We start from the raw sequence: 23,669 nt of genomic DNA on the forward strand, positions 1-23,669 counted from the left end.
CGATGTGGACGGACGAGCGACCGACGCCCTCCGCACGACAGCGGCCCGTGGTCAGTCCGGCTCCGTTGGTGCCGCCCCCCGACTTCGGTCCCGTCGACCGCGCCCGAGGCTGGGTGGTGACGTTGTTCGTCACCGCGCTCGCTGCGATCACCCGGTTCACGATGCTCGGTTATCCCACCGACGCGGGCACACCGGTGTTCGACGAGAAGCACTACGCGCCGCAGGCTTGGCAGGTACTGACCGGCGGCGGCTGGATCGAGGACAACCCCGCCTACGGCCTGGTGGTACACCCACCGATCGGCAAGCAGCTGATTGCGTTGGGCGAGGCGATCTTCGGCTATAACGGCTGGGGCTGGCGATTCGCCTCCGCCGTTGCTGGAACGATCATGATCCTGCTGGTGATCCGCATCGTCCGGCGCCTCACCCGATCCACTCTGATCGGCGCTCTCGCGGGAATCCTGCTGATCGCGGACGGCGTCACCTTCGTCTCCTCCCGACTGGGCATGCTCGACATCTTCCTAGCACTGTTCGTAGTGGCCGCTCTCGGCTGCCTCGTCGTCGACCGCGACCAGATGCGAGAACGCATGGCCCGCGTGTACGCCGAGGGGCGGATCGAAAACAGCGACTGGGGACCGCGTCTCGGTGTGCGGTGGTGGCGTTTCGGCGCCGGCATCATGCTGGGCCTGGCGTGCGGCACGAAGTGGTCGGGCGTGTACTTCGTCGTGTTCTTCGGACTGCTCAGTGTGGCATTCGACGTGGCCGCCCGCCGCGCGTATGGGGTGCGGCGCCCGTGGTTCGGTGCCGCTCTCCGCGACATCGGCCCCGCGTTGTACGCGCTGGTCGTCGTCCCACTGTTCGTCTACCTCGCCAGCTATTGGGCGTGGTTCGCCAGCGAGACCGGCGTCGACCGGTATGCGGTGGGCAATCAGATCGGGACGGGCGGGACCTGGTCTTTCGTGCCCGGCGCGCTTCGATCACTGTGGTACTACAGCGGCAACGTCCTCACATTCCACGAGGGCCTCACCAACTCGGCCGGCAACCATCACCCGTGGGAGTCCAAGCCCTGGACGTGGCCGATGGGCTTGCGCCCGATGCTGTACTACTTCGCCGAGGGTGATCAAGTCACCGGCTGCAGTGCGTCCAGCTGCGTCAAGGCTGTCATGCTCGTCGGGACGCCCGCCATGTGGTGGCTGGCACTGCCGATGCTCGCGTGGGCGCTGTGGCAGGCCGTGGTGCGCAAGGATTGGCGCTACACCACCGTCCTCACCGCTTACGGCGCCGCGTTCCTCCCGTGGCTGATCACCCTGGACCGCCAGATGTACTACTTCTATGCGGTGGCGATGGCGCCGTTCATGGTGATGGGCTTCGCCTTGGTGCTGGGCGACGTTCTGGGCAGCGCGAAGGCGTCATTCGAGCGGCGTGGCACTGGACTGCTCGCCGTCTGCCTCTACGTGGGTCTCGTCGTGGCCAACTTCGTCTGGCTGTGGCCGATACTCACGGCCCTCCCCATCACCCCGGAGACCTGGCAGCACCAACTGTGGCTCCCCAGTTGGCGCTGAGGTCGAGATGCACCGAGCCGCCCGGGTCCCGTAGGACACCGAGCGGCTCGCGGGCTGCTTCCCAGCCGGACTGTTCTAGCGGGACGAAATTTCCTGACGGCTCTGTGCCGCAGCTTTGCGCATTTTCTTGCCCTCAACGATCAGCGGGTCGCTGGAAAGGTCCTTGTAGAGCGAGAAACACAAGCCGATCATGACCAGGACGAACGGCGCCGCTGCGATGATCGTCATCGTCTGGAGTCCGGAGAGCGCGGTGTCACCACCGGTCCACAGGATGAGCGCGGCCACCCCGCCGGTGAGAGTGCCCCAGAAGATCACCACCCAGCGCTGCGGATCCAGGGCACCACGCTGCGACAGCGTACCCATCACCACGGATGCGGCGTCGGCGCCGGCGACAAAGAAGATCGCGACGAGCACCATCACCAGGACCGTAGAGAAGCCGGTGAGCGGAAGATGCTCGAGCATCCCGAACAGCTGCCCCTCCGTCGTGTCCTGACCGGCGATATCGATCCCCGCTCGCTGCTCACTGATCCCGGCACCACCGAAGATCGCGAACCAAACGAGACTGACGGCACTCGGCACCACGATCACGCCGATCACGAACTGACGGATGGTCCGACCCCGGCTGATGCGTGCCAGGAACATTCCAACGAAGGGGGCCCAAGAGATCCACCACGCCCAGTAGAAGATGGTCCACGAAGACAGCCAGTCACCCGTCTCCGAGTTGCCGGACGCCCCGCTACGCGCCGACATCTGCGCGAGGTCCGCAGTGTAGGCACCGATCGTCGTCGGCAGTAGGTTGAGAATCAGAACTGTCGGCCCCAGCACGAACACGAACAGAGCAAGGACAGCGGCGAGAACCATGTTGATGTTGGAGAGCCACTGAATACCCTTCGCGACACCCGACACGGCGGACGCCACGAATGCCAAGGTGAGCAGAGCGACGATGGTAATCAGCAGGAAGGTTCCGGTTTGCGACATCCAACCGACGACCTGGAATCCCGACCCGATCTGCAGTGCACCCAACCCGAGGGAGGCTGCGGTGCCGAACAGGGTCGCGAAGATCGCGAGCACGTCGATGAACTTGCCGAGCGGACCCTCCGCGCGGCGTCCGAGCAACGGAATGAACGCGGAACTGAACAGCTGCCTGCGTCCCTTGCGATACGTGCCGTAGGCGATCGCCAACCCGACGACCGCGTACATCGCCCACGGGTGCAGGCTCCAGTGGAACATGGTTGTGGCCATTGCAGTTCCGATACCGCCGTCGGTGCCGGGAGGAGGCGAAACGTAGTGCGCGAGCGGTTCGGCGACACCGAAGAACATCAGCCCGATGCCCATTCCGGCGCTGAACATCATTGCGATCCAGCTGACGGTCCGGAACTCGGGTCGCTCGCCATCCTTTCCGAGCGGAATATGCCCGTACTTGCTGAACGCGAGCCACAGTGAGAAGAAAACGAAGGCACTCGCCGACAGAACGAACAGCCAACCCATGTCGACGACCAGCCAGTCGAGCGCCTTGCTGGTGGTGGAAACGAGGTTGTCGGGCGCCACTAGACCCCAGACGACGATTGCCGTGACCGCGGCAGCGGCGACTGAGAAGACAGCGTAATCGGTGCGGCCACCGATCCTTTTGCGCCCCCCGGCAACCGATGCGTCGGAAGCCCCGGAATCTCTTGTTGGCAGATCAGTATTAGTTGCCATGTCCGACTACGTTGGTCACTTCCGAGGGTAAAAGCAAACCAGCATTCCGCTGCACACCGAATCGAAACCACCTGCGCGATGTCGTTACGCTGGAGTTTTGACCCATCCCGCACCTCTTCCGAAAAGGCCGTCGACACTCACCCGCCCGCCGCCGAACGCCGCCACGAGCAACGATCCGACGCCCAGCGCGACGGCAAGTTCGAATCCGCCGTCCGCGACGAATACGCCATTGCTCACGTGGACCAGCATCAGCGCGCCGAGCATGTCGAGGAACAGAAGGGTTCCCGCGAGTGGCGTGAGCACACCCACGAGAAGCGCAAATCCACTCACGAGTTCGATTGTCGCGGCGGCAACAGCCGAAATCTCGGGTAGCGGCACGCCCATCTCGGCGAATCCGTCCTGTGTGGCCCGCACTCCGTCGTCGAAGAACTTCTGCCATCCGTGCGCGATGAAGACCACCCCGAGCCCGATACGCGCAATCAATAGAGCAAGGTCTCGGAAAAGTGTGGAACGCATACCGCAACCTACCTTCCTGGAGCGATATTGCCTGTCTGCTGCGACTGCCGTCACTCGGCGCCGCGGAGAGCGGACTGCACGAAACCGAGGATTTCCTCGTCGGAAACCCCCACGTGCCGCAGTTCCTGCACGTACCCGGTTGCGGCCTTCTCGGCCCCGGCGCGGATGGGGTCGGCGCCGGCAGCTATGAACGTGCCCTGCTTGCCGCGGGTTTCGATGACGCCCTGCTCACCGAGTTCCCGGTATGCCTTGGCAACTGTGTTCGGTGCAAGTCCGACCTCGACGGCGAGCGCACGGATCGTGGGGATCTTGGTGCCCGCTATCAACCGCCCGCTATGCACCTGTTCGATGATCTCCAACCGCAACTGGTCGAACGGTGCGGTCGACGAGTTGTGATCGATGTCGATGTGCACGGCCGGCGCCACCTCCGCTGTTCCAGGCTTTGTATCAGACAGTAGTTGGTGCCTAGTGGTGCCGCAATGGCTTACAGCGCTGCGACAGCCGCCACGACCGGTGTCGGCCCGGACGTGAGCATCAGTGTCTTCTTCGCAGTGTTCGGAGCGTCCAGCAGAGCCGCGATCACGGCGGCTACGTCCGAGCGCGCAACGGTGCCACGCTCGAGCGGTGGCGCGGTGAGCGCGACACGGCCCGTCGGGTTGTCGTCCAACAGCCCGCCCGGGCGCAGAATCGTCCAGTCGAGGTAGGAGCGGGCCCGCAGATCCTCCTCCGCCGCAGTCTTCGCGACGAGGTACGCGGCGAACACCTCGTCCGTTCCCTCGGCGATCGGTGCCCCGGCGCCGAAAGAACTGACCTGGATGAATCGGCGTACACCGGCCGCCTCGGCGGCGTCGGCGAGCAGGACTGCGGCCCCACGGTCGACGGTGTCCTTGCGGTCCGCACCACTGCCCGGCCCGGCGCCCGCGGCGAACACCGCGGCGTCCGCGCCGACTAGCGCCTGCCCGACCTCGTCGACAGTCGCCGTCTCGAGGTCGAGCAGCAGCGGTTCGGCACCCAGCGCGGTGATTTCCTCTTCGTGGTCGGGATTGCGGATCAACGCGATGGCTCGGTCGCCGCGGGCGTTGAGCAGCTTGATCAGCTCACGGGCGATCTTTCCGTGCCCTCCCGCGATGACGATGCGGCGCGCAGTTGCGCTCGGTTGTTCAGCCATGATCGATCTCCCTACATCTTCGCGGTACTTCAGTATTGCCCGATTTCAGTATTGCCCGATTTCAGTATTGCCCGATACTGCAGCGCCGCTACGCGCGCGATTGTTCCCCGGTGTCAGAATGGCGGGCATGGCCGACACCGCAACCATCTACCACAACCAGCGCTGCAACACCTCCCGCACCGTCCTCGGACTGATTCGGGAAGCCGGCATCGAGCCGACAGTCGTGAAGTACCTTGAGACTCCACCGTCCCGGGACGGGTTGCGAAAACTTCTCGACGACGCCGGGTTGAAACCCAGCGAGGCGATCCGCAAGAAGGAAGCCGCCTACAAAGAACTCAGGCTTGCGCAGGCGTCCGAGGACGAACTACTGAAGGCGATGGTGGACAATCCCATTCTCATCGAGCGACCCATCGTGGTGACAGATAAGGGCACCGTCCTCGCCCGACCGGCCACGAAGGTCAACGAAGTCCTCTAGTTCGGCGCCTGAAGTTCTTGGCCAGTGTTGTTTGTTTGGACGGGGCAACGAGCGACACAATTGCAGTTGCATGCCCGCAACCTGGAGATACTTGTGGACTGTATAATATTGCACCACAGGGAAGTTCGACGATCGCTGATCGATCATCTCGGCATGGGACATAGGGCCGCCGCGGAGCTGTGGAGCGAGTACGGGAAGCCGGTATCGCTTACCGAAAAGGAGGTAAGTTCCATTGCTGGTTGAACTCTCCGGTGCAGTCCCAGAGCTGCAACCGGGCGGAAGAGGCGCTCATTGGAGACGACGCCGCTACTATCGAAATGGTCCGTTACAGAAAGAGTCTCATAATTCTTGACCGGCAATGATTGATGCCGACGCCACACACTTCCTGGTTTTTCCTCAACTCTGCAGTGGTATCCGTGAACAGATCCGGTGGCTTCGGATGAGCACGGACCCCAGTATCGCGGCAAACGCGGGCCACGTATGTCCCCCGAACAGACCCCGTACCGGACCATTGAGGTGTCCCCCGATCGGACCCGATGGAACACATCGAGCAGACAGGCCACGCCGCAACACTGAGACGGCGTGAGTCGACAATCACCACGATCCAACACATCAGTATTCTCGGAACCGATTAAGCAACAACGACATACGGCAATTGGAATACGAAGCCAGGGGCCCGCGTTCGATGATCCCGAACCACACGTCGACCAGGTTCATCCACGATGCTGGGGTGGGCGCGATGCGAATGCGGATACAGGTTTCGGCAACAAGCCACACGCGGAATGCCTGATGCCCGAAGAAATCAGCCCTGAACTCGCGATCCACGAAACACTGCCCGGCAAGTGGGACGGCCCGACGAAGCTGCCGCGGCTACACCGTAACCACCACCACCTGACCGCCTGAGATCGATAGCCAACACCATTGGGCGCCCGAGGCCCGTCACCGCAGAACTACTCACGCTTACGCGGTCGGACCCTCCGAATATGTACGAGCCTCTGCGCGATGCGGGGCCGGCACAACGCGCCTCTGCGATCGGCGTGTCGCCATCGAAGGTGATTCCAGGCACTGCCATGCCGCACGAGAACCTCGCCGACACGGGCGGCTGAAGCATCACAGCGTATGGGGCCACCCCAGCGTATTCGGCTCGGGAAGACTCTAGGTCTGGGGACTCTGGGGAAGGTCAGCGAACGGGAAGAGCGAGACCCGGAACAGGCCATGGCCGGCGACGTAGGCAAAGCTCCCGTCCGGGGCAACCGATACGTCCCACACATGACCATCGAGGGGGACGGTACCGCGCACAGTGTTGGTGGAGGTCTCGATTTCCGTCAGCGAACTGCCGTCGTTGTTGGCGACGTAGGCATATTTTCCGTCAGGGCTGACGTCGACCCCCCACGGTTGTTCCCCGACCGGGATGGTCACGCCCAGGCCGAAGTAGCTGACCACCGACACCGTATTGTCAGCAACGCTGGTCACGTATGCGGAGATGTCGGGGGCGGTCGTGCCGGGGACAGCCGCCACCCTCCAAGGCTTCTCGACGGCAATGGTCGCGTCGACGTCGTGGGTGACGCTATCGATCAATTTGACGCTATCGTCGGTAAAGTCGGCGACGAAGACGCCGGACCCGTCCGGGGTGACCGCCAGCCCTTTGGCACTATTCCCGATCGGAACGGTATCGGTCACGGCGTTGGTGGCAGTGTCGATCACTGTCAACGCACCGGTACCGACGTCTGCGTACAGGTCGTACCAGTCGTTCGTGACGTACACGAAGGCACCGTCCGGCGCGACCGCCACCTGGTAGGGGTGGACCCCCGCGTCAATGGTTTCGACCACGGTGTCGGTGGCGGTGTCGATCACCGACACCGAACCTTCTACCGCTTGCTGCCCTTCGCTCCCTGAGTTGGCGACGTAGACGCGCGTCCCGTCCGGGGTGACTGTCACTCCGTTCGGGTTTTCCCCGACGGGAACGGTATCGACCACGGTGTCGGTGGGGGTGTCGATCACTATCAGCGAGCCCTGAATGCCGTCGGTGGCGTACGCACGGGACCCGTCCGGGCTTATCTCCACGTCGTTCGCCGAATAGTCGAGATCGATGGTCGCAACGACGTCATCCGCCGCCGCGGTTGCCTCCCCCATAGGGGCCATACCAAGCACCATCGCGCTGACGGCCGCCGACCCGAGCAAAAGGCCCCGCACGCTCTCCCTGTCCGCCAGATTGCCGCCAAAGTTACTGAACCGATTCACATTCGTCTCCTACTTCAAAGGAACAACCCACATCGACCCAGGTAGAGGTGCGACAGCTGCACGTTTCCTGCCGATTCCGACCTGGGGTTTTGATGGTCGAATTATGTTGCCTGTCAACGTGATGCCCACACTCTTAGCATCGATTTGTAGCGTTCCGCGCTGTAATCCATCTTGCTTCCCCGGGCAGTACCCACGGAATGTCCAGTGGGTATTCGGCAAAGCACCGCCCCGATGAAGTGTTGCCGCCAGCACGGGATACGTCTGTCCCCCGAACAGCCCTTTCACCGGGCCAATCAGATGTCCCCCGATCAGCGGAACACAGCCAGCGGACAGGCACCTCCGAAACCCCGAGACGGCACAACCACACCGGTGCTGCGAACGCCAAACCGCGACCCATGCTCGACGATCCCGAACCGCACATCGACAAGCCTCATCCACGAGGCGGCAAAAAGCATGATGCATACGTAGATGCAGAGTCTTGACACCGAGCCGGTCACGGAAGTATCGCTCGAAGACCAACCACTCGTCGTGCCGACATTCTCTACAGCGAGTCGCGGGCTACCGGGCAGGACATGCAGCGGGGGCCGCCTCGCCCGGAACCGAGTTCCGACCCCGCGATCCGGAGCACCTCGATGCCTGACGCCTCGAGTCGCGCGTTGGTCTCGACGTTCCGTTCATACGCAACGACGACGCCAGGTGCGAGTGCGAGCGTGTTGTTCCCGTCGTCCCATTGCTCGCGTTCGGCGGTGACATTGTCGAGTCCGGTATCGATGACGCGCAGTTTGCCGATACCCATCGCTTCGGCGGCGGCGATCAGGAACGGCTCCGCTCCGCGGATCGACACACCCTTGTCCTCGCGACGAATAGTGAACGCCGACAGAGTGTCCTGAACTACGGGGTACATCACGACTGCGTCGTGATCGACCATCGTACATACAGTGTCGAGGTGCATCGATGCTCTGGACTGCGCGATGGGCACCACCAGCACAGTGTGCGCCAACTCGTCCTCGAAAACGCTGCGCGCCAACGCTTCGGCGCCTGCCGGGGTTGTACGTTCCCCCACTCCGACGGCGAGGACGCCGGGAGCGAGGAGCAAGACGTCGCCGCCTTCGACGGGGGCCGTGTGGGATTCGTAGGCCCGCCGGGCACCGCGGAATCGCGGGTGATGAGCGTAGATGATGTCGGTGAGCGACGTTTCGCGGACCCGAGCGGGCAGTGCCAATGACGTGATGGCGACACGCGGTCCGATCCAGAACGACGAGTCCCGAGTGAAGAGCAGATTGGGCAGTGGGTCGATGACGAAGTCGCCGCCCTGATGCATACGCCGGACCAGCGAAGCCGTGCTGGCCTCGGCCGGGAGCTCGTCGAAGGTCATGCCTGCGGTGAGGATGGTCGACAGTTCCTCCGCGGGAAGACTCCGCAAGTGGGCTGCCAGTTCCGACGCGAGAGTGTGCCCGAGTTTGCGGGGGTCGACGGCCGCGCCGATGCCCTGCATACGGGCGGCGCCACTCGTGCCGAGGGTCTCGGTGACCAGACTCGACAGCAGCAACACCTCGATGCCGCGGCCTCGCAGGACATCGGCGAACGCGTCGTGCTCATCCTGCGCGCGGTCGACCCACGGCAATCCGTCGAAGAGCAGTTGGTCGTTGTTGCGGGGCGTCAACCGTTTCAGTTCGTCCCCGGGACGATGCAGGAGGACGGCACGGAGCCGCCCGACTTCTGAATTGACCCCAAGTGGTGCGGACGCATTCATGACTAGACGGTAACGCCGACCGGCACAACAGGCACGTACGAGAGCGCCCCGATCGAACGTGTCCCTCGGCGCCGCGGGCGAGTACCGTGAAACCGCGGAGGTAACTCATGGATCAGAACTCGAGTCGCTTGCCGGCGGAGTCGACTGCGCCGCCCAGTGCGCCTTTTCTACCGCAACCCACCGTGCCAGCCGCCCTGTCGCCCTTCGTCGGCCGCTGGTTCGGCGAAGGCGAGGGCGCTTACCCAACCATCGACGACTTCGCGTATACCGAAGAGATCGAATTCGCGCCGACCGCCAAACCGTTCCTGGAGTACCGGTCTCGGACGTGGGAGATAGGCAGTGGCCGACCCCTACATACGGAGTCGGGCTATCTCCGACTGGTCACCGAGAACGAGGCCGAACTGCTGGTGGCCCAGCCCACCGGATTCACCGAAATCCACCGGGGTCAGATCCGAGACCGAACCATCGAACTGACCATGCTGGCGCTGAGCGCGTCGCCGGACGCCAAGCCCGTGTTCAGCGTTCGACGGCAACTGTCGGTCCGCGGCGGCGACCTCACCTATGACCTCTGGATGGCGCACGATCTGACACCGCTCACCCACCATCTCCACGGACATCTCCGGCGCGGGTGACCGGTCAGCTGTCGCCGAGCGACTTCTCGATCGCGGCTCGGTCCTGCCCGATCATGTCGCCGACCTGCTTCCTGATCAAGGACTCGATCTGTCCGCCGACCAGCGGAACCTTGACCTCCACCGAGCCTGCGACCTCCAGGACTGTGGCCTCCTCGCCCGACGCGCGAAGCGCCGAGGTGCAATCGATCTGCACGGGGATTCCGGTCGAGCTTCCGCTGATCCGACCGTCTGCGCGGTTTCCGTCGAGGGCACCCCATTCGTCAATGCGCTCGACCTTCAATTCACCCGACACGACCTTGCTGACGATCGAGGGGAGCGAGGACACCCCGATCGAGTCACGCATGATTGCCGTCAGCGTGCCGGGTCCTCGACTGGCGTCGAGAGTGAGTTTCTCGGGCGCTTTTTCGAACCGATGCTGCCAGAAGGCCGGATTCGTTACCGTCGCGTGCACCCGATCGAGGGGGTATGCGATCTCTTCCGAGTATTCGAAACTCTTCGCCATGGAAGCAGCCTACGCAAACACTGTGCGTGGTGCCCGAGCCCTGATCAGCGTCGTCCGCGCTCGGCAATCAGCGCTTCATGAGCAAGTGGTCGATGCCCGCCTCGAGGTAGTTCTCGCTCATCCGGCGAAAGCCGAAACGGCCGTACCACTTCTCCAGGTAGGCCTGGGCGGAGATCTCGATCGGTCCCGGAAACTGGTCGAAGACGGCCTCGAGTAAGAGTCCCGCAAGTCCGCGGCGGCGGGCAGTCGCGGCGGTCGCCACGCGTCCGAGATGCACCGTCGGTTCGTCCGCGAGTACACGCAGAGTTGCGAGGACCTCGCCGTCCTCCTCTGCCCAGAAATGGGTGGTGGTGGGTTCGAGATCCCGTCCGTCGAGTTCGGGTTCCGACACGATGCCCTGCTCGAAGACGAACACGTCGGTGCGCAGCACCATGATCCGATAGAGGGTGGCTGAGTCGATCTTGTCGAGCGTCGCGTGGTGAAAAGTCGGCACGAGACCAGCTTAGATCGAAACTCCGGCGCGCAATCCGCCGGAAGCGGCGCCGCGATCCGCGAGGCGGGTCCACACTGTAAACGCAGTAGCTGAGGGCAACGCGAGAAATCGAATGAGGGTGGGCATGGCCGACTGCGAACCTCTGATACCGCCGAGCGCCGTCGACGTGGATTTCTCCGACGTCACGTGGGGGGCGTCCCGCACCATGTCCGACCTCGAGGCCGGAATGTGGCGAATGGAGGAGGTGCAGCCCAAACTGCGCTCACCGATCGTCGCTGTAGATGTGCTCGATGAACCACCGGACTGGAATCGACTGGTACGTGCGCACGAGTGGGCGTCGCGCATGGTGCCCCGGATCCGGATGCGGGTGGTGGAGCCGACACTGCGCCTGGGCAACCCGGTGTGGTCGGTGGACCCCGAATTCGATCTCGATTACCACCTGTCCCGGGTTCGACTACCGGAACCCGCGACCTTCGACCATGCGCTGCGAATGTGTCGGCACATGGCGACCGAACCCTTCGATCGTGCCCGGCCACCGTGGAGCGCGATGCTCATCGAAGGTCTAGTCGACGGCCGCGCCGTCTACGTGGTGAAGACCCATCACAGCATCACGGACGGTCTCGGAGGCATCCAGTTGATGACCCTCCTGCACAGTAGGCGCCCCGAACCGTCACCGAACAAACCGGATCGTCCTGCGCCGCTACCTGAGCGGATGTCCGGCGGTGGCGCGATGTTCGAGCAGGCGCTCGACAGCGTGCGCAGCGCCCCGGGTCTCCTCGGGGATCTGATCCGCGGCGCGGCGCGGTCGGCGATGACGGTGGCGACCGATCCGGTGGGAACCGTCTCGGAAGTGGTCGGCTACGCGAATTCGATCCGCCGGGTGATCACACCTCCCCCGACCACAGGTTCGGCGTTGCTGCGTGACCGCGGACTGGGCCGCTGGTTCGGCGTGCTCGAGGTAGGAGTCGACGAACTGCGCGGCGCCGCCCACAGCGCGGGCGGATCGCTGAACGATGCGTACGTCGCCGTCCTGCTCGGCGGTTTCCGCCGCTACCACGAGTCGTTCGGCCACCAACTCGACACGATCCCGGTCGGAATGCCGGTGAGTCTGCGGTCGGCATCGGATCAGACCGGAGGCAACCGATTCGCTGCGGCGCGGTTCGCAGGTCCGGCCGGTGAGCGCGACCCGATCGCACGGATCAAACAGGTACGCGCAATCATCCTCGGGCTTCGCCAGGAACCGGCGCTCGGACTCCTCGATACCGCCGCACCCATCCTGGTGCGACTACCCACGGTCGTGCTGGCGAACTGGTATCTCTCGCAGTCGACCGCCATCGATCTACAGGCGAGCAACGTCGCCGGGATGCCGGTGCCCGTGTATCTGGCCGGCGCCCGAATCGAACGCATGTTTCCGTTCGGCCCGGCGCCCGGATGCGCGGTCATGGCCACCCTGGTCTCCCACGTCGGCACCTGTTGTATCGGTGTCAATCTCGACACCGCCGCCGTCACTGAACCGGCACGGTTCATGTTGTGCCTGCAGGAGAGTCTCGACGAGATCGTCGAACTAGGCCGTGGGTGAAAGGAAAGCGGACACGATGGAAGAACAGAAGACACGGCCACGGGTCTATCTCATCGAGACCATGACCGACCTGGAGGACGACGTCCTCCGCACCTGGCTGGAACGGCAGGCGAACGACACCGGGCAGCCACCTCCGACCGTCGAGGTCACTGACGAGGCACTCGCCGATCTAGCATCGAGGAAGGATGATCCGCTGCTGACCCCGGTCCGCGTGGTCTGGTTGCCTCGGGAAACCCATCCCGACGGAGTGCAACAATTTCGGGAAACACTGTCGCTGCGAGATCCGCTGCACCCGAGCCAGACCACCCAGCGCAGGGTCATGCGCGACGACCCGTCACGGTGCCAGGTGCTCGAGGGCGACCCCGCCCCGCTGAGCGACCTCGAACGCCGACTCGCAGAGACTGGCGGCGGCTCACTTCCTGATTTCATACGTCGGCAGGCGGCGCTGACGCTCGAGCGTGCCGAACGCACCCTTCTGGGCACTCAATACAAGGTCTCGAAATTCGTCGTCGACGAGATCACCGACTCCAGTCGATACCAATCCGGAACCCATGAGTTGTCTGCGCAATTGGTTCTCCCGGTCGCGGAAGTGGACCGCCGGGCACGCGGCGCGCTGGAAGAGATGGTCGCGGCCCAGAGTCGGCGGGCGATCGCACTGTGGGACCAGTTGGGCCGCTACTTCTCCCGCGCCTACCGCCTCGACGTCGACACCACCCGACTCGACGAATTGCGGGAACTGAACAAAGCGCATTCCCTCGTGTTCCTGCCCAGCCATCGCTCGTACCTCGACCCGTTGGTGTTGCGGCCCGCACTGTTGGCCAATAATCTCCCGCTGAATCACGTGATGGGTGGTCTGAACGTCAACATCTGGCCGATCGGCTCGATCGGCAAACGTAGCGGCACCGTCTTCATCAGACGAAAGTTCGGCGACGACGAGGTTTATAAGTGGACGCTCCGCGAATACATGCGGTATCTGCTGACGAAGCGGTTCAACCTGGAATGGTATATCGAGGGCGGACGCAGTCGCACAGGGAAACTCCGGCCGCCACGGTTCGGTCTGCTCAACTACCTCGCCCAGGCCTTCCGAACCAGCGAAATGTCCGACGTCTATCTCGTGCCGGTGTCGTTGACGTACGACCAACTCTACGAGGTCGGTGCGATGGCAGCGGAGGCGCACGGCGAGGCGAAGAGCAAGGAAAGTCTGCGCTGGCTCTTCGGATACGTTCGGGCGCAGGGCCGATGGCACGGTGTCGCGCACGTGAATATCGGCAGGCCGTTGTCACTGGCCGACTATCTCGGGCAGGAGGACGACCCGCGACTGGCCGTGCAGAAGACGGCATTCGAGGTGTGCCACCGTATCAACGAAGTCACCCCGGTTACCGCCTCCTCGCTCGTCATGCTTGCCTTCCTCGGGATCGAGGATCGGGCACTCACCGTCCTCGAGATAAGCGGCATTCTCGGTCCGCTTGTCGACTACATCAAGGCGCGGTCGTTGCCCTCTGCCGGTGACGTCGACCTGACCGATCCGCAGGTGATCCGTAAGGCGGTGCGCACCCATCTCGATTCCGGGGTGCTGCGCAGTTTCGACCGGGGCAGCGAGCGGGTGTTCTACCTCGGTCGGGATCAACATCTCGTCGCAGCGTTCTATCGCAACACTACGATTCATTTCCTAGTGATGCGGGCGATCGCGGAGATGGTGCTGCTTGCGGCCGGCGACCAGAGCTTCACCGATCCGCTCCCCGATGGATTGGATGTGGCACTGCGGCTTCGCGACCTCCTCAAGTTCGAGTTCTTCTTCAGCGAGAAAGACAGCTTCCGGGACGAGTTGCGGACCGAGCTGGATCTCATCGACCCGGAGTGGGAGTCGAACCTTGGCGACCGCGAACATGCCACAAACCTGTTGTCCGGGATGCGCATCCACCTGGCTCACCGGGTGCTGCAACCGTTCCTCGAGGCGTACGCGGTGGTCGCGAGTCAACTGTTGCGCACTCCGGTCGAGCAGAAATTCGACGAGAAGGCATTCATGACCTCGTGCCTCGCCCTGGCCGAGCAGCGGCGGCTACGGCAGCAAATCGGGAGCAGTGAGTCGATCTCGGCCGAACTCTTCGCGACCGCACTGAAATTGGCGCGGAACCGCGGCTTGGTCGAACCGAATGTCGGGAACCTCGTGGCCGGGCGGGCCAAGTTCGCGGAAGAGATCCAGACCCTGGTCGACCAAGTTCTCCGTATCCGGGCCATCGCGCACACACACCTCGACCAGATCGGGTTAGGTGAGTAAATGAGCGACCTCAACAGTCTCCACGACGACATCGGGGACGCCACTCCCGGCCCGACCACCCTCGCCGCGTTCGATCTGGACGGCACCCTGATCAGTGGGTACTCCGCCAGCGTCATCTACCGGGACCGTTTGCGACGCTTCGATATCAGCGTTGCCGAACTTCTGCGCACCACGGGCGCGGCGATGGAGACCCGATTTCGCGGCGCGGACGTCGGCAACTTGATGCGCATCGGGGTTGGGAGCCTGGCCGGGCGCATGGAAGACGAGATGCAGGAGTGGGGGCAGCGGCTTTTCCGGCAGGAGATCGCACGGATGATCTTCTCGGATGTTCGCGGTCTTCTCGCGGCACACCGGCACGCCGGGCACCGGGTGGTGATGGCGACGTCCGCCACCCCGTATCAGGCAATGTCGGTGGCCGCGGATCTCGACATCGACGCCGACGACGTGCTCTGCACCCGTCCGGAGGTAGTCGACGGCATGCTCACCGGTCAGCTTGCCTCCCCACCCTTGTGGGGGCCTGCCAAGGCGGAAGCACTGCGCGATTACGCCGCCGAGCACGGGGCGAACCTGGACGAGAGCTTCGCGTACTCCAATGGCGCCGAGGATGTTCCGATGCTGACGTCGGTGGGACATCCAGTCGCTCTCAATCCCGACCGTAAACTGGCGGCCACCGCACAGGAGAACAGGTGGCCGGCGGTCAATCTACGGTCGCCGGAGGGCGGCGCCGACCCACTGTCCATCGCGCGCACCACGACGGCAATCGGCGCACTGATGGGTGCGGCCGCATTCGGCGCCTCCGCCGGCGTCCTGACCCAGAACCGCCAAACAGCCGCCAACCTGGTCGGCAGCTTCGGGCCGGATCTCGCTCTCGCCATCTGCGGGATCAACCTGCGCATGAAAGGCAAAGAGAACGCATGGTCGGCCCGGCCCGCTGTCTTCATGTTCAATCATCAGAGTTCGCTAGACATGCTGATCATCGGGAGTGTCATCCGACGCGACGTCACCGGTGTCGCGAAGAAGGAGGCCGCGCGCGACCCACGGTTCATCCCCGTCGGCGCACTCCTGGACGTGGCATACGTGGACAGGGCGAACAGCACGCAAGCGCGGACTGCACTGCAGCCCGCGGTGGAGAAACTCCACTCCGGCATCTCGATAGCCATCGCCCCAGAGGGCACCCGCTCACCGACTCCCCGCTTGGGCAAGTTCAAGAAGGGCGGGTTCCACCTCGCGATGCAGGCCGGGGTGCCGATCGTCCCGATCGTCATCCACAACGCGGGCGAGCGAATGTGGCGCAACTCGCTCGTGGCGCATCCCGGCACAGTCGACGTCGACGTGCTCGAACCGGTGCCCACCGAGGGGTGGAACGTCGCGGATCTCGACAGTCACGTCGAGAAAGTCCGTTCGCTGTTCGACAACTGCCTCCACGCCGGCCACCGCTAAAAAGACCCGTACCGAACAAGGTCGATCTTCCGTGAGTGCCCTGTCAGGTGACAATGAGGGATGCCCGAGACCAGTCCCACGTCCACACCGGAAGCATCGGCCGCCGAGTCTTCCCTGCTGCGCCGCATCTGGCTGCTCCTGCACCCCTATCGTGGATGGCTGGTGCTCGTCGGGGTCGCGATCGTGGTGTCCTCGCTCCTCGGCGTCGTCAATCCATTCCTGACACGGGCGGTGTTCGACCGCGCACTGTTTCCCACCGACGGGAGCGGCGTCCATCTCACGTTGCTCCTGTGGTTGGTGGTGGCCATGATCGCGGTGACTCTGGCCGGCGCGGTGATCGGCGTGGGACAGAGCTACCTCACAACCAAGGTCGGGAACCTGTCGATGGCGGATTTGCGGGAACGTCTGTTCGCCCATCTGGAGAAGATGGAATTGGCCTTCTTCACTTCCACCAAGACGGGCTCGATCCAGTCCCGTTTGTCCAACGATGTGGGCGGGGTGCGGTCGGTCCTGACGACCACCGCGTCGAGCATCCTGTCGAATGTCGTGACGGTCGCCGCGTCGCTCATCGCTATGCTGCTGCTGTCGTGGCAGTTGACACTTCTCGCAGTCGCACTACTTCCAGGCTTCGTGTATTTGCAGCGGCGGGTCGGCGCCCGGCGCCGGGTACTGGCACGCAAGACGCAGGAGTCGTTGTCGGAAATGACCGCGATCACCGAGGAAGCCCTCAGCGTCTCGGGGGTGCTGCTCACGAAGGTATTCAATCAGGCAGATACTGAACTCGACCGCTACCGGGCCGAAAACGCGAGGCAGACCGAACTACAGGTGCGACAGGCCATGACCGGACAGGGTTTCTTCGCTGTCGTCGGCGCCTTTATGGCAATCACCCCCGCGCTCGTCTATCTGCTGGCGGGTTACCTCATCAGCGATGGTTCCGGCCCCGTGATCTCGGCAGGCACCCTCGTTGCATTCTCGACCCTGCAGGCCAGGTTGCTGCAGCCGCTGGTCTCGCTGATGCGGGTCACCCTCGACGTCCAGACGTCGATGGCGTTGTTCCGCCGCATCTTCGAGTATCTCGACCTGCAACCGGCGATCGTGGACAGCCAGGGCGCCGTAGACCTACCGGCAGACTCACCCGGACGGGTCGAGTTGGACGACGTGCACTTTGCGTACCCGCCGCCGGTACGACTGACCACAGCCGATCCCGACCCGGTGGTACTGCAAAGTCTCGGACGCGGCGGTGGAGGACTGCGCAGCGGTGGCGGAATGCGCGGCGCGGCGACCACAGCGGTCTCGGGCCTCCCGACCCCCGTAGATTCCGCCGTCGAACCTGGCGAACGTCGCGGCCGTCGATGGGCTGTAGCGGGCACATCTCTGATGATCGAGCCCGGTCAGCTCGCGGCCTTCGTCGGACCATCCGGTGCCGGCAAGACCTCACTGTGCTATTTGGTGCCCCGCCTGTACGAGGTGGACAGCGGCGCGGTCCGAGTCGACGGCCACGACGTGCGCGACCTGACCATGAGCTCACTCGCCGAAGCGGTCGGGATGGTGACCCAGGACCCTTACCTGCTCCACGCTTCGGTCGCGGACAACCTGCGCTACGCCAAGCCGGATGCGACGGATGCCGAACTGCACGACGCAGCCTCGGCCGCCAACATTCACGACCGAGTCCTCGGATTCGAAGACGGCTACGACACGCTGGTCGGCGAGCGCGGATTCCGGTTGTCCGGGGGTGAGAAGCAACGATTGGCCATCGCCCGGGTGCTGCTGAAGAACCCTCGGGTGCTGATCCTCGACGAGGCCACGTCAGCCCTCGACACCGTCTCCGAGCGTCTCGTCCAGAGGGCGCTCGCCGAGGTCATGCGTGGGCGCACCACGCTGGCCATCGCACACCGACTCTCCACCATCCAGCACGCCGATGTAATCTTCGTGATCGACGATGGCACACTGATCGAGAGCGGCACCCACGCCGAACTCCTTGCACACCGGGGACTGTACGCACGACTCCATGCCGAGCAATTCGGTGGTGGGCAGGTGGAATGCCGCTGCACCGACGGCGTCCGATTCACCGACGGTACGGTACTGACCCAGACCTCCCCCTCCGGCCGGCGGGGGTTCTGAGGCCTACAGGAACTTACTGAACTGGTCGTTGGCCTTCTGCATCACGAAGTCGTACGGGGGTGCGAACTTGCGGGCCCACCAGTAGCCGAATCGGATGTCCGGCGACGTGTAGACCATGTACCGGTCCTTCTTGATACCGGCGACGATGCAGGACGCGACCTTCTCCGGCGTGACCGCCCGCTTCTCGAAGTGGTGGATCGCCTTCTGGATGCGCGGGTCTTCTCGGTCGACCCCGGCGATCTCGATAGTTCCCACCAGCGGAGTCTTCACCGCGCCGGGAACTACGAGACTCACGCCGATGCCGTGCCGTTTGAGATCGAACCGTAGTACCTCGGACACCCCGCGAAGCCCGAATTTGCTCGCGCTGTATGCCGCGTGCCACGGAAGTGCCAGTAGGCCCGCCGCCGAGGACACATTGACCAGGTGGCCTCCGCGCCCCGCCCGCACCATCGGAGGCACGAAGTTCTCGATGACGTGGATCGGGCCCATCAGGTTGACGTCCACCATCGACTTCCAGTGGCGGTGTTCGAGGTTCTCGACCGTACCCCACGCGGAGATGCCGGCGACATTCATCACGACGTCGATACTGCCGAGCTGTTCGTGGATGTCTGCTGCGAATACGGTCACCGCGTCGTAGTCGGACACGTCGAGCGCGCGAGAGAAGCTTACAATGCCGCCGCGCCTGCCCACCTCTTCTACTGTCAGCGCCAGCCCGACCTCGTTTATATCGGTGAGAAAGAGTTCGGCACCCTCCTCCGCCGCCGCCAGAGCCGTCGCATGCCCTATGCCACTAGCGGCACCAGTGATCAGGCACTTTGTGCCGTCCAGCGTCTTGATAGCCATTGCCGTACGAGCCCCCGTCGTCACCGATTCATGTCGGCTGGAAGTCTACGCACGCGAGACGATTGCGCGCACGGGCAGTAGAGGAATATTCGTGTCCGGCAGAACAAGAAACAGCACCCACCACCACGGTTCACAACCGCTGGGTCATTTCTTCCTGATAGGTACGAATCGTCCTCTCGATTTCGTTGGCATCGCTGTCCTGGCCGCGATTTCGGGCATCGTCGGCCCGCTCGTGCAGAACTCGAATCGCCTTCCGAAGCTCGGCGTCACTCATTCGGTGTATCACCTCCCAATCATCCCCGACTGCGCCGGATTTATCCAGATCCGAGGACGACGGCGGCACCTGATCCACCCAGTGCGGATCACCCTGCTTCGCAGTACTGTTCACGAAGCCCCACGAGTAGCGAGCGACCACGCCAGTTGCGATGCACAATGCGACGCACACTGTTGGACTGCACCACAAGGTCGCTCGCTGGGCTTCACATGCCCTGATTACGCGGATGGCTAACTTTCAGCAATCTATTGTGAGGCCACGTCGAACCACTCAGGTCGCCAATGAAACGCGTCGATCGCGTTCGTCGATCGCGTTCGTCTTGCGAGCCTCCAGCGGAGCACAGTGTGACACTGGCGCAAGGTTCGTCAACGACACCGCCGATACTTCGAGGGATCGGCGATCGTCGTTCCAGGCATACGAACATGCAAATTGCTCAAACCTGACGACTTTCCACCATCTGTTCACAAGTTATCAATTAGTTATCAACGTGGTATGGTGTCGGTCACGGAACGGTCGACCACGAGAGAGGACCCAGCGACTCACAATGGCCGATTTTGCTGCGCGGTTGAATAGACTCTTCGAGACGGTCCATCCTCCCGGACGCAAACCGCATACAAACGCCGAGGTCGCGGCGGCACTGATCGCAGACGGGCACCAGATCTCGAAGCCTTACATTTCCCAGCTTCGTTCTGGTCAGCGCACCAACCCGTCGGACGACACGGTCGCGGCCTTCGCCCGCTTCTTCAAAGTGAAGCCCGACTACTTCTTCAACGACATCTACGCGGCGAAGATCGACCACGATCTCGACCTTCTCTCCCGACTCCAAGGATACGAACTACGTAAGCTCTCGAGTCGCGCGTTCGATCTGTCCGAAGAGTCTCAGGGTCTCCTCACCAGGATGGCTGAGAAACTCCGCGCCAGCGAGGGCCTACCGGAAGTTCCGCCCGACTCCCGCTGACCTGGCATCAGGGGCTCCGCATCGTCCTGAAGACCGGTGGTCGAAGTCCCGGTCGGCATCGTGCAATGATGAGTACGTGGGGGCGTGTGCGACGCGCGAACTCGGAGCAGGTCCGTGACGTCGATGGTCTCGGTGCTCGGTGCTCGGTGAGGCGCGTGTATCCGGTGCGGACACCCGATCGGTCTCGATTTCGTCACGAGCGATCGCGCTGCTGGCCTATCTTGCTCTGCGCGCCGGATCCCCTCAGCCGCGCACCCACCTCGCCGCGCTCTTCTGGCCGGATTCGTCCGAGCAGCAGGCGCGGACCAATCTCCGCCGGGAACTACACAACCTGCGCGCCCTCCCTGGTTTTGCGAGCACGGTGGCGGTACAAGGCGGATCGCTCACCTGGATCGACTCACCGGCCTGTCGGGTAGACATCCGCATCTTCCAGCTCGAACGGGACGCCGCGCTCGCCGCGAAGACCGACCCGGATACCACCGCGTTCCTCCGACACGCGGAATCAGCGATCACGGCCTACGGCGGCGACCTCATTCCCGGCAGCTACGACGACTGGATACTCGAATCCCGCGAATTCCTACGGCGGGACTGCGTCCGGTTGTGCGATGCCGCCGCCCGAGGCTGGTGGGATGCTGACGACGCCGAGCGCGCAATCTACTACGCCCGCAAACGGATCGAACTCGAACCACTAGAAGAATCCGGGTACCGAGCCCTCATGCGGATGGAGGCCGAGACCGGCGACCGCGCCGCAGCGATGACCGCCTACCACCGGTGCGAGGCAGCCCTCGAGCATGAACTAGGTGTCCCGCCCGACGCCACGACGAATCGGATGTTCGAGGACCTGCTCGGCAAGCGGCCGACAACGCGGGATGTCGGGTTCGTGCCCGCGTGTGGGGCAACGGTTCGCACCGAAGCAGCCGCACTCGTCGGCCGCGAATCCGAAATCGAAGCTTTGCAGAGAAGGTGGCGGGACACCGCTGAGGGACGGCCAGGCATGCTCGTGGTGTCCGGGGAGCGCGGGGTGGGCAAGACCCGACTTCTCGAGGAACTCGCAGAGACTGCGCGCCGGGAAGGCGCGGTGGTCGCGACGACGCGATGTTTCGGACTTCCGGGGCGCGTCGCGCTGGCACCCGTAGCGGAGTGGTTGCGCAGTCCGAGCCTCCAGGTCACCTTCGGTTCGCTCGATCCCCTCTGGCACCGCGAGATCACGCGACTGGTCCCCCGACTCGGCACGCCGGCGGGCCGGCCTTCGGACGCACCGGGTCCGCCGCTCGCCGACGTCTCCCGGGCGATGGTGGATGTCTGGCAGCGTCATCGCTTCTTCGAGGGGGTGGCGTTTCTACTCACGCTCGAACCCCGTGCGCGCGTACTCGTCGCTGCGACTGCCCGCACGGAGGAGGTGGAGTTGCGCCCAGAACTCCGTGAGTCGCTGGGGGGCCTGCGGGCAGCGGCGCTGCTGACCGAAATTCCGTTGCACCCGTTGAGCGTGCGCGGCACCGCAATGCTTGCGCAGTCCCTCGGCGGCCGGGTTCTCGCCCGCCCCGAGCAGGCCGTCCTGTACGCGGCAACCGGCGGGTACCCGATCTACGTCGTCGAGGCGGCACGGATCCTGCCCGATCCGGAGGCTAGCGGGTGCCTGCGCGCGGACGATCTGACCGAGGTACTGCAGCGCCGGATCGGGCAATGCTCGGACGCGGCCCGTGAGGTGTCGGGCCTGGCCGCGGCCCTGGGCCGGGATTTCGACCTCGACCTGCTCTGCGAGGCGAGCGATCTGGAAGTCGACCGCCTGGTGCGCGCGGTCGACGAACTGTGGCGCCGGCGGATCGTGCAGCCCCACGGCAGGCGTTACGACTTCGTGCACGATGCCCTGCGTGAGGCCGCCTACGGCTCCGTCGGACCCGCCCGTCGATGGTTACTCCACCGCAGGCTTGCCCAGGGCCTCGAACTGCTCCATGCCGGCCACACCGACGACGTCGCGACGCAACTCGCCGAGCAGTACCTCCGCGGCGGCCACCCCGACCGCGCCCTCGACTACTTCGAGCGGGCCGCCGCGACCGCGGCGAGCGTCTTCGCGCACACCGATGCACTGCGGCACTACCGGACCTGCCTGGATCTCATCTACAACCTCCCCGGCGGGACCAACCGCGACGGGCGGGAAATCGCGGTTCGGCAGGCGATGTCGGCTCCGCTCACCGCACGCTACGGCTACTCGGCGCCGGAATTGCAGACGACACTGGACCGGACGACGGAACTCGCCCAACGCCTGCATCGACCGAAAGCACTCGTCGCGAGTCTCATCGGGCTCTTTGCGGCGCACTTCGTCCAAGGGCACACCGCCCAGGCGTACCGCATAGGCCACCAAGCCCTCGCGTTGGCCGCGGTCCACGACGAGTTCGCGGGGCAGGCGCATTTCGCCGTCGCCGGATCGGCGCTCAGTCTCGGGCAGCCACAGGCCGCGATCAAGCACTTCGATCTGGCCGGCGGCCTGTTCAAGGACGAGTTCTCCTTCATCCTCGGCACCCGACTCGAAGTGCACTCCGGTGCGTGGGCATCCCACGCACACTGGCTGATCGGGGACGAAGACCGCGCCCTCACCTCTTGCGCGGACGCCCTCGGCCTGGGGCGTGCGAACGGGCATCCGTACAGTCTCGCGGTAGCGCTCGGATACGCGGCCATGCTCCATCAGTTCCGCGGCGACCGAGGCGCCGTCGCGGCGGCGGTCGGCGAACTACGTGACCTTTGCGACCAGTATCGCTTCGCGTACTACGCCGAGTGGTCGGCGATTCTCGGCGGGTGGCTCACTGGCGGCGAGACGGGGATCGCCCAGATCCGGTCGGCGCTGGCGACGCTGCGCGCGCAGCAGGCCCTCGCCCGCATGCCGTACTGGCTGTACCTGCTCGCGGACGTCCTCCGGGACACCGGGCAGGTCGAACCTGCGTGCGCCGCTCTCGACTCAGCCCTGATCACCGCCGAACAGCACGATGACCGGTGGTGGCTACCGCAGGTGGTCGCGCTGCGGACAACCCTCGACCACGGCGTTGGCCGGGCAGGCGACAACGCGAACGGTTCGCGAACGCCAGAGTCCTAGCCTTCGTGACACAGCCGAACCGATCGGCCTTCGGCCTTCGTGACACAGCCG

Annotated in this window: 20 protein-coding genes; 10 read left to right on the forward strand and 10 right to left on the reverse strand. The window is 64.2% G+C overall.

From position 1 onward, the window contains the following. The first annotated feature begins 2 nt into the window (after positions 1-2). A complete protein-coding gene (locus tag RM2_RS12230) occupies positions 3-1,559 on the forward strand; it encodes a dolichyl-phosphate-mannose--protein mannosyltransferase (protein WP_072689771.1) in 1,557 nt (518 codons plus the stop codon). Between the two features lie 75 nt (positions 1,560-1,634). Here RM2_RS12230 and RM2_RS12235 read toward each other — a convergent pair whose 3' ends face one another. The 4 genes from RM2_RS12235 to RM2_RS12250 form a co-directional block, all read right to left on the reverse strand. After that, entirely contained in the window at positions 1,635-3,257 is a 1,623-nt protein-coding gene (locus RM2_RS12235) for a BCCT family transporter (RefSeq protein ID WP_072689561.1), read from the reverse strand. A gap of 84 nt (positions 3,258-3,341) precedes the next feature. Beyond that, a complete protein-coding gene (locus RM2_RS12240; RefSeq protein ID WP_072689563.1) occupies positions 3,342-3,773 on the reverse strand; it encodes a DoxX family protein in 432 nt (143 codons plus the stop codon). 50 nt (positions 3,774-3,823) lie between these two features. After that, positions 3,824-4,198, reverse strand: a complete 375-nt coding sequence (locus RM2_RS12245; RefSeq protein ID WP_084721762.1) for a GntR family transcriptional regulator — start codon at positions 4,196-4,198, stop codon at positions 3,824-3,826. Positions 4,199-4,257: 59 nt separating this feature from the next. Next, positions 4,258-4,941, reverse strand: coding sequence for an NAD(P)H-binding protein (locus RM2_RS12250; protein ID WP_072689566.1), 684 nt, complete (start codon positions 4,939-4,941; stop codon positions 4,258-4,260). A gap of 127 nt (positions 4,942-5,068) precedes the next feature. Between RM2_RS12250 and arsC the strand changes: the two genes are divergently transcribed. Together arsC and RM2_RS25625 are read left to right on the forward strand one after the other, a co-directional pair. Continuing rightward, positions 5,069-5,416, forward strand: a complete 348-nt coding sequence (gene arsC, locus RM2_RS12255) for an arsenate reductase (glutaredoxin) (protein ID WP_373863329.1) — start codon at positions 5,069-5,071, stop codon at positions 5,414-5,416. Positions 5,417-6,399: 983 nt separating this feature from the next. After that, positions 6,400-6,522 (forward strand): hypothetical protein, encoded by a 123-nt coding sequence (locus RM2_RS25625; protein WP_281250411.1) that lies wholly within the window; start codon positions 6,400-6,402, stop codon positions 6,520-6,522. 49 nt (positions 6,523-6,571) lie between these two features. On the opposite strand, the gene RM2_RS12265 is transcribed toward RM2_RS25625, so the two are convergent. Both RM2_RS12265 and arcA read right to left on the reverse strand, forming a co-directional pair. Beyond that, positions 6,572-7,657 carry a choice-of-anchor I domain-containing protein gene (locus RM2_RS12265; RefSeq protein WP_084721763.1) on the reverse strand — a complete coding sequence of 362 codons (1,086 nt, stop codon included), beginning with the start codon at positions 7,655-7,657 and terminating at the stop codon, positions 6,572-6,574. Positions 7,658-8,198: 541 nt separating this feature from the next. Beyond that, complete coding sequence (arcA, locus tag RM2_RS12270; RefSeq protein WP_072689572.1) at positions 8,199-9,410, reverse strand: arginine deiminase; 1,212 nt, start codon at positions 9,408-9,410, stop codon at positions 8,199-8,201. Between the two features lie 107 nt (positions 9,411-9,517). On the opposite strand from arcA, the gene RM2_RS12275 reads away from it, so the two are divergent. Beyond that, positions 9,518-10,042 (forward strand): nitrobindin family protein, encoded by a 525-nt coding sequence (locus RM2_RS12275; protein ID WP_084721764.1) that lies wholly within the window; start codon positions 9,518-9,520, stop codon positions 10,040-10,042. A gap of 4 nt (positions 10,043-10,046) precedes the next feature. On the opposite strand, the gene RM2_RS12280 is transcribed toward RM2_RS12275, so the two are convergent. Together RM2_RS12280 and RM2_RS12285 are read right to left on the reverse strand one after the other, a co-directional pair. After that, positions 10,047-10,544 (reverse strand): DUF2505 domain-containing protein, encoded by a 498-nt coding sequence (locus RM2_RS12280; protein ID WP_072689575.1) that lies wholly within the window; start codon positions 10,542-10,544, stop codon positions 10,047-10,049. A gap of 67 nt (positions 10,545-10,611) precedes the next feature. Beyond that, complete coding sequence (locus RM2_RS12285) at positions 10,612-11,037, reverse strand: GNAT family N-acetyltransferase (protein WP_072689578.1); 426 nt, start codon at positions 11,035-11,037, stop codon at positions 10,612-10,614. Between the two features lie 124 nt (positions 11,038-11,161). On the opposite strand from RM2_RS12285, the gene RM2_RS12290 reads away from it, so the two are divergent. The 4 genes from RM2_RS12290 to RM2_RS12305 are packed head-to-tail and all read left to right on the forward strand — an operon-like array spanning position 11,162 to position 18,455. Then, positions 11,162-12,616 (forward strand): wax ester/triacylglycerol synthase domain-containing protein, encoded by a 1,455-nt coding sequence (locus RM2_RS12290; protein ID WP_072689581.1) that lies wholly within the window; start codon positions 11,162-11,164, stop codon positions 12,614-12,616. Continuing rightward, positions 12,609-14,894 (forward strand): glycerol-3-phosphate 1-O-acyltransferase, encoded by a 2,286-nt coding sequence (locus RM2_RS12295; protein WP_281250412.1) that lies wholly within the window; start codon positions 12,609-12,611, stop codon positions 14,892-14,894. The genes RM2_RS12290 and RM2_RS12295 overlap by 8 nt, the downstream gene beginning before the upstream one ends. Further along, on the forward strand, positions 14,895-16,334 hold the full coding sequence (locus tag RM2_RS12300) for an HAD-IB family hydrolase (RefSeq protein ID WP_072689585.1): 1,440 nt from the start codon (positions 14,895-14,897) through the stop codon (positions 16,332-16,334). 60 nt (positions 16,335-16,394) lie between these two features. Next, the gene (locus tag RM2_RS12305; protein ID WP_072689588.1) at positions 16,395-18,455 is read left to right on the forward strand and encodes an ABC transporter ATP-binding protein; all 2,061 of its coding nucleotides are present in this window, start codon (positions 16,395-16,397) and stop codon (positions 18,453-18,455) included. 3 nt (positions 18,456-18,458) lie between these two features. Here the strand turns inward: RM2_RS12305 and RM2_RS12310 are convergent, their stop codons facing one another. Next, on the reverse strand, positions 18,459-19,298 hold the full coding sequence (locus tag RM2_RS12310; RefSeq protein ID WP_072689591.1) for an SDR family oxidoreductase: 840 nt from the start codon (positions 19,296-19,298) through the stop codon (positions 18,459-18,461). Positions 19,299-19,428: 130 nt separating this feature from the next. Beyond that, the gene (locus RM2_RS24530) at positions 19,429-19,572 is read right to left on the reverse strand and encodes a hypothetical protein (protein WP_169846726.1); all 144 of its coding nucleotides are present in this window, start codon (positions 19,570-19,572) and stop codon (positions 19,429-19,431) included. A gap of 544 nt (positions 19,573-20,116) precedes the next feature. Here RM2_RS24530 and RM2_RS12320 point away from each other — a divergent pair. Together RM2_RS12320 and RM2_RS12325 are read left to right on the forward strand one after the other, a co-directional pair. After that, positions 20,117-20,530, forward strand: a complete 414-nt coding sequence (locus RM2_RS12320) for a helix-turn-helix domain-containing protein (protein WP_072689595.1) — start codon at positions 20,117-20,119, stop codon at positions 20,528-20,530. A 139-nt stretch (positions 20,531-20,669) separates the two neighbouring features. Next, positions 20,670-23,618, forward strand: a complete 2,949-nt coding sequence (locus tag RM2_RS12325; protein ID WP_245813881.1) for an ATP-binding protein — start codon at positions 20,670-20,672, stop codon at positions 23,616-23,618. Positions 23,619-23,669: the final 51 nt, after the last annotated feature.

This window comes from Rhodococcus marinonascens NBRC 14363, assembly GCF_001894885.1.
In the GTDB taxonomy this organism is placed as follows: domain Bacteria; phylum Actinomycetota; class Actinomycetes; order Mycobacteriales; family Mycobacteriaceae; genus Rhodococcus_F; species Rhodococcus_F marinonascens.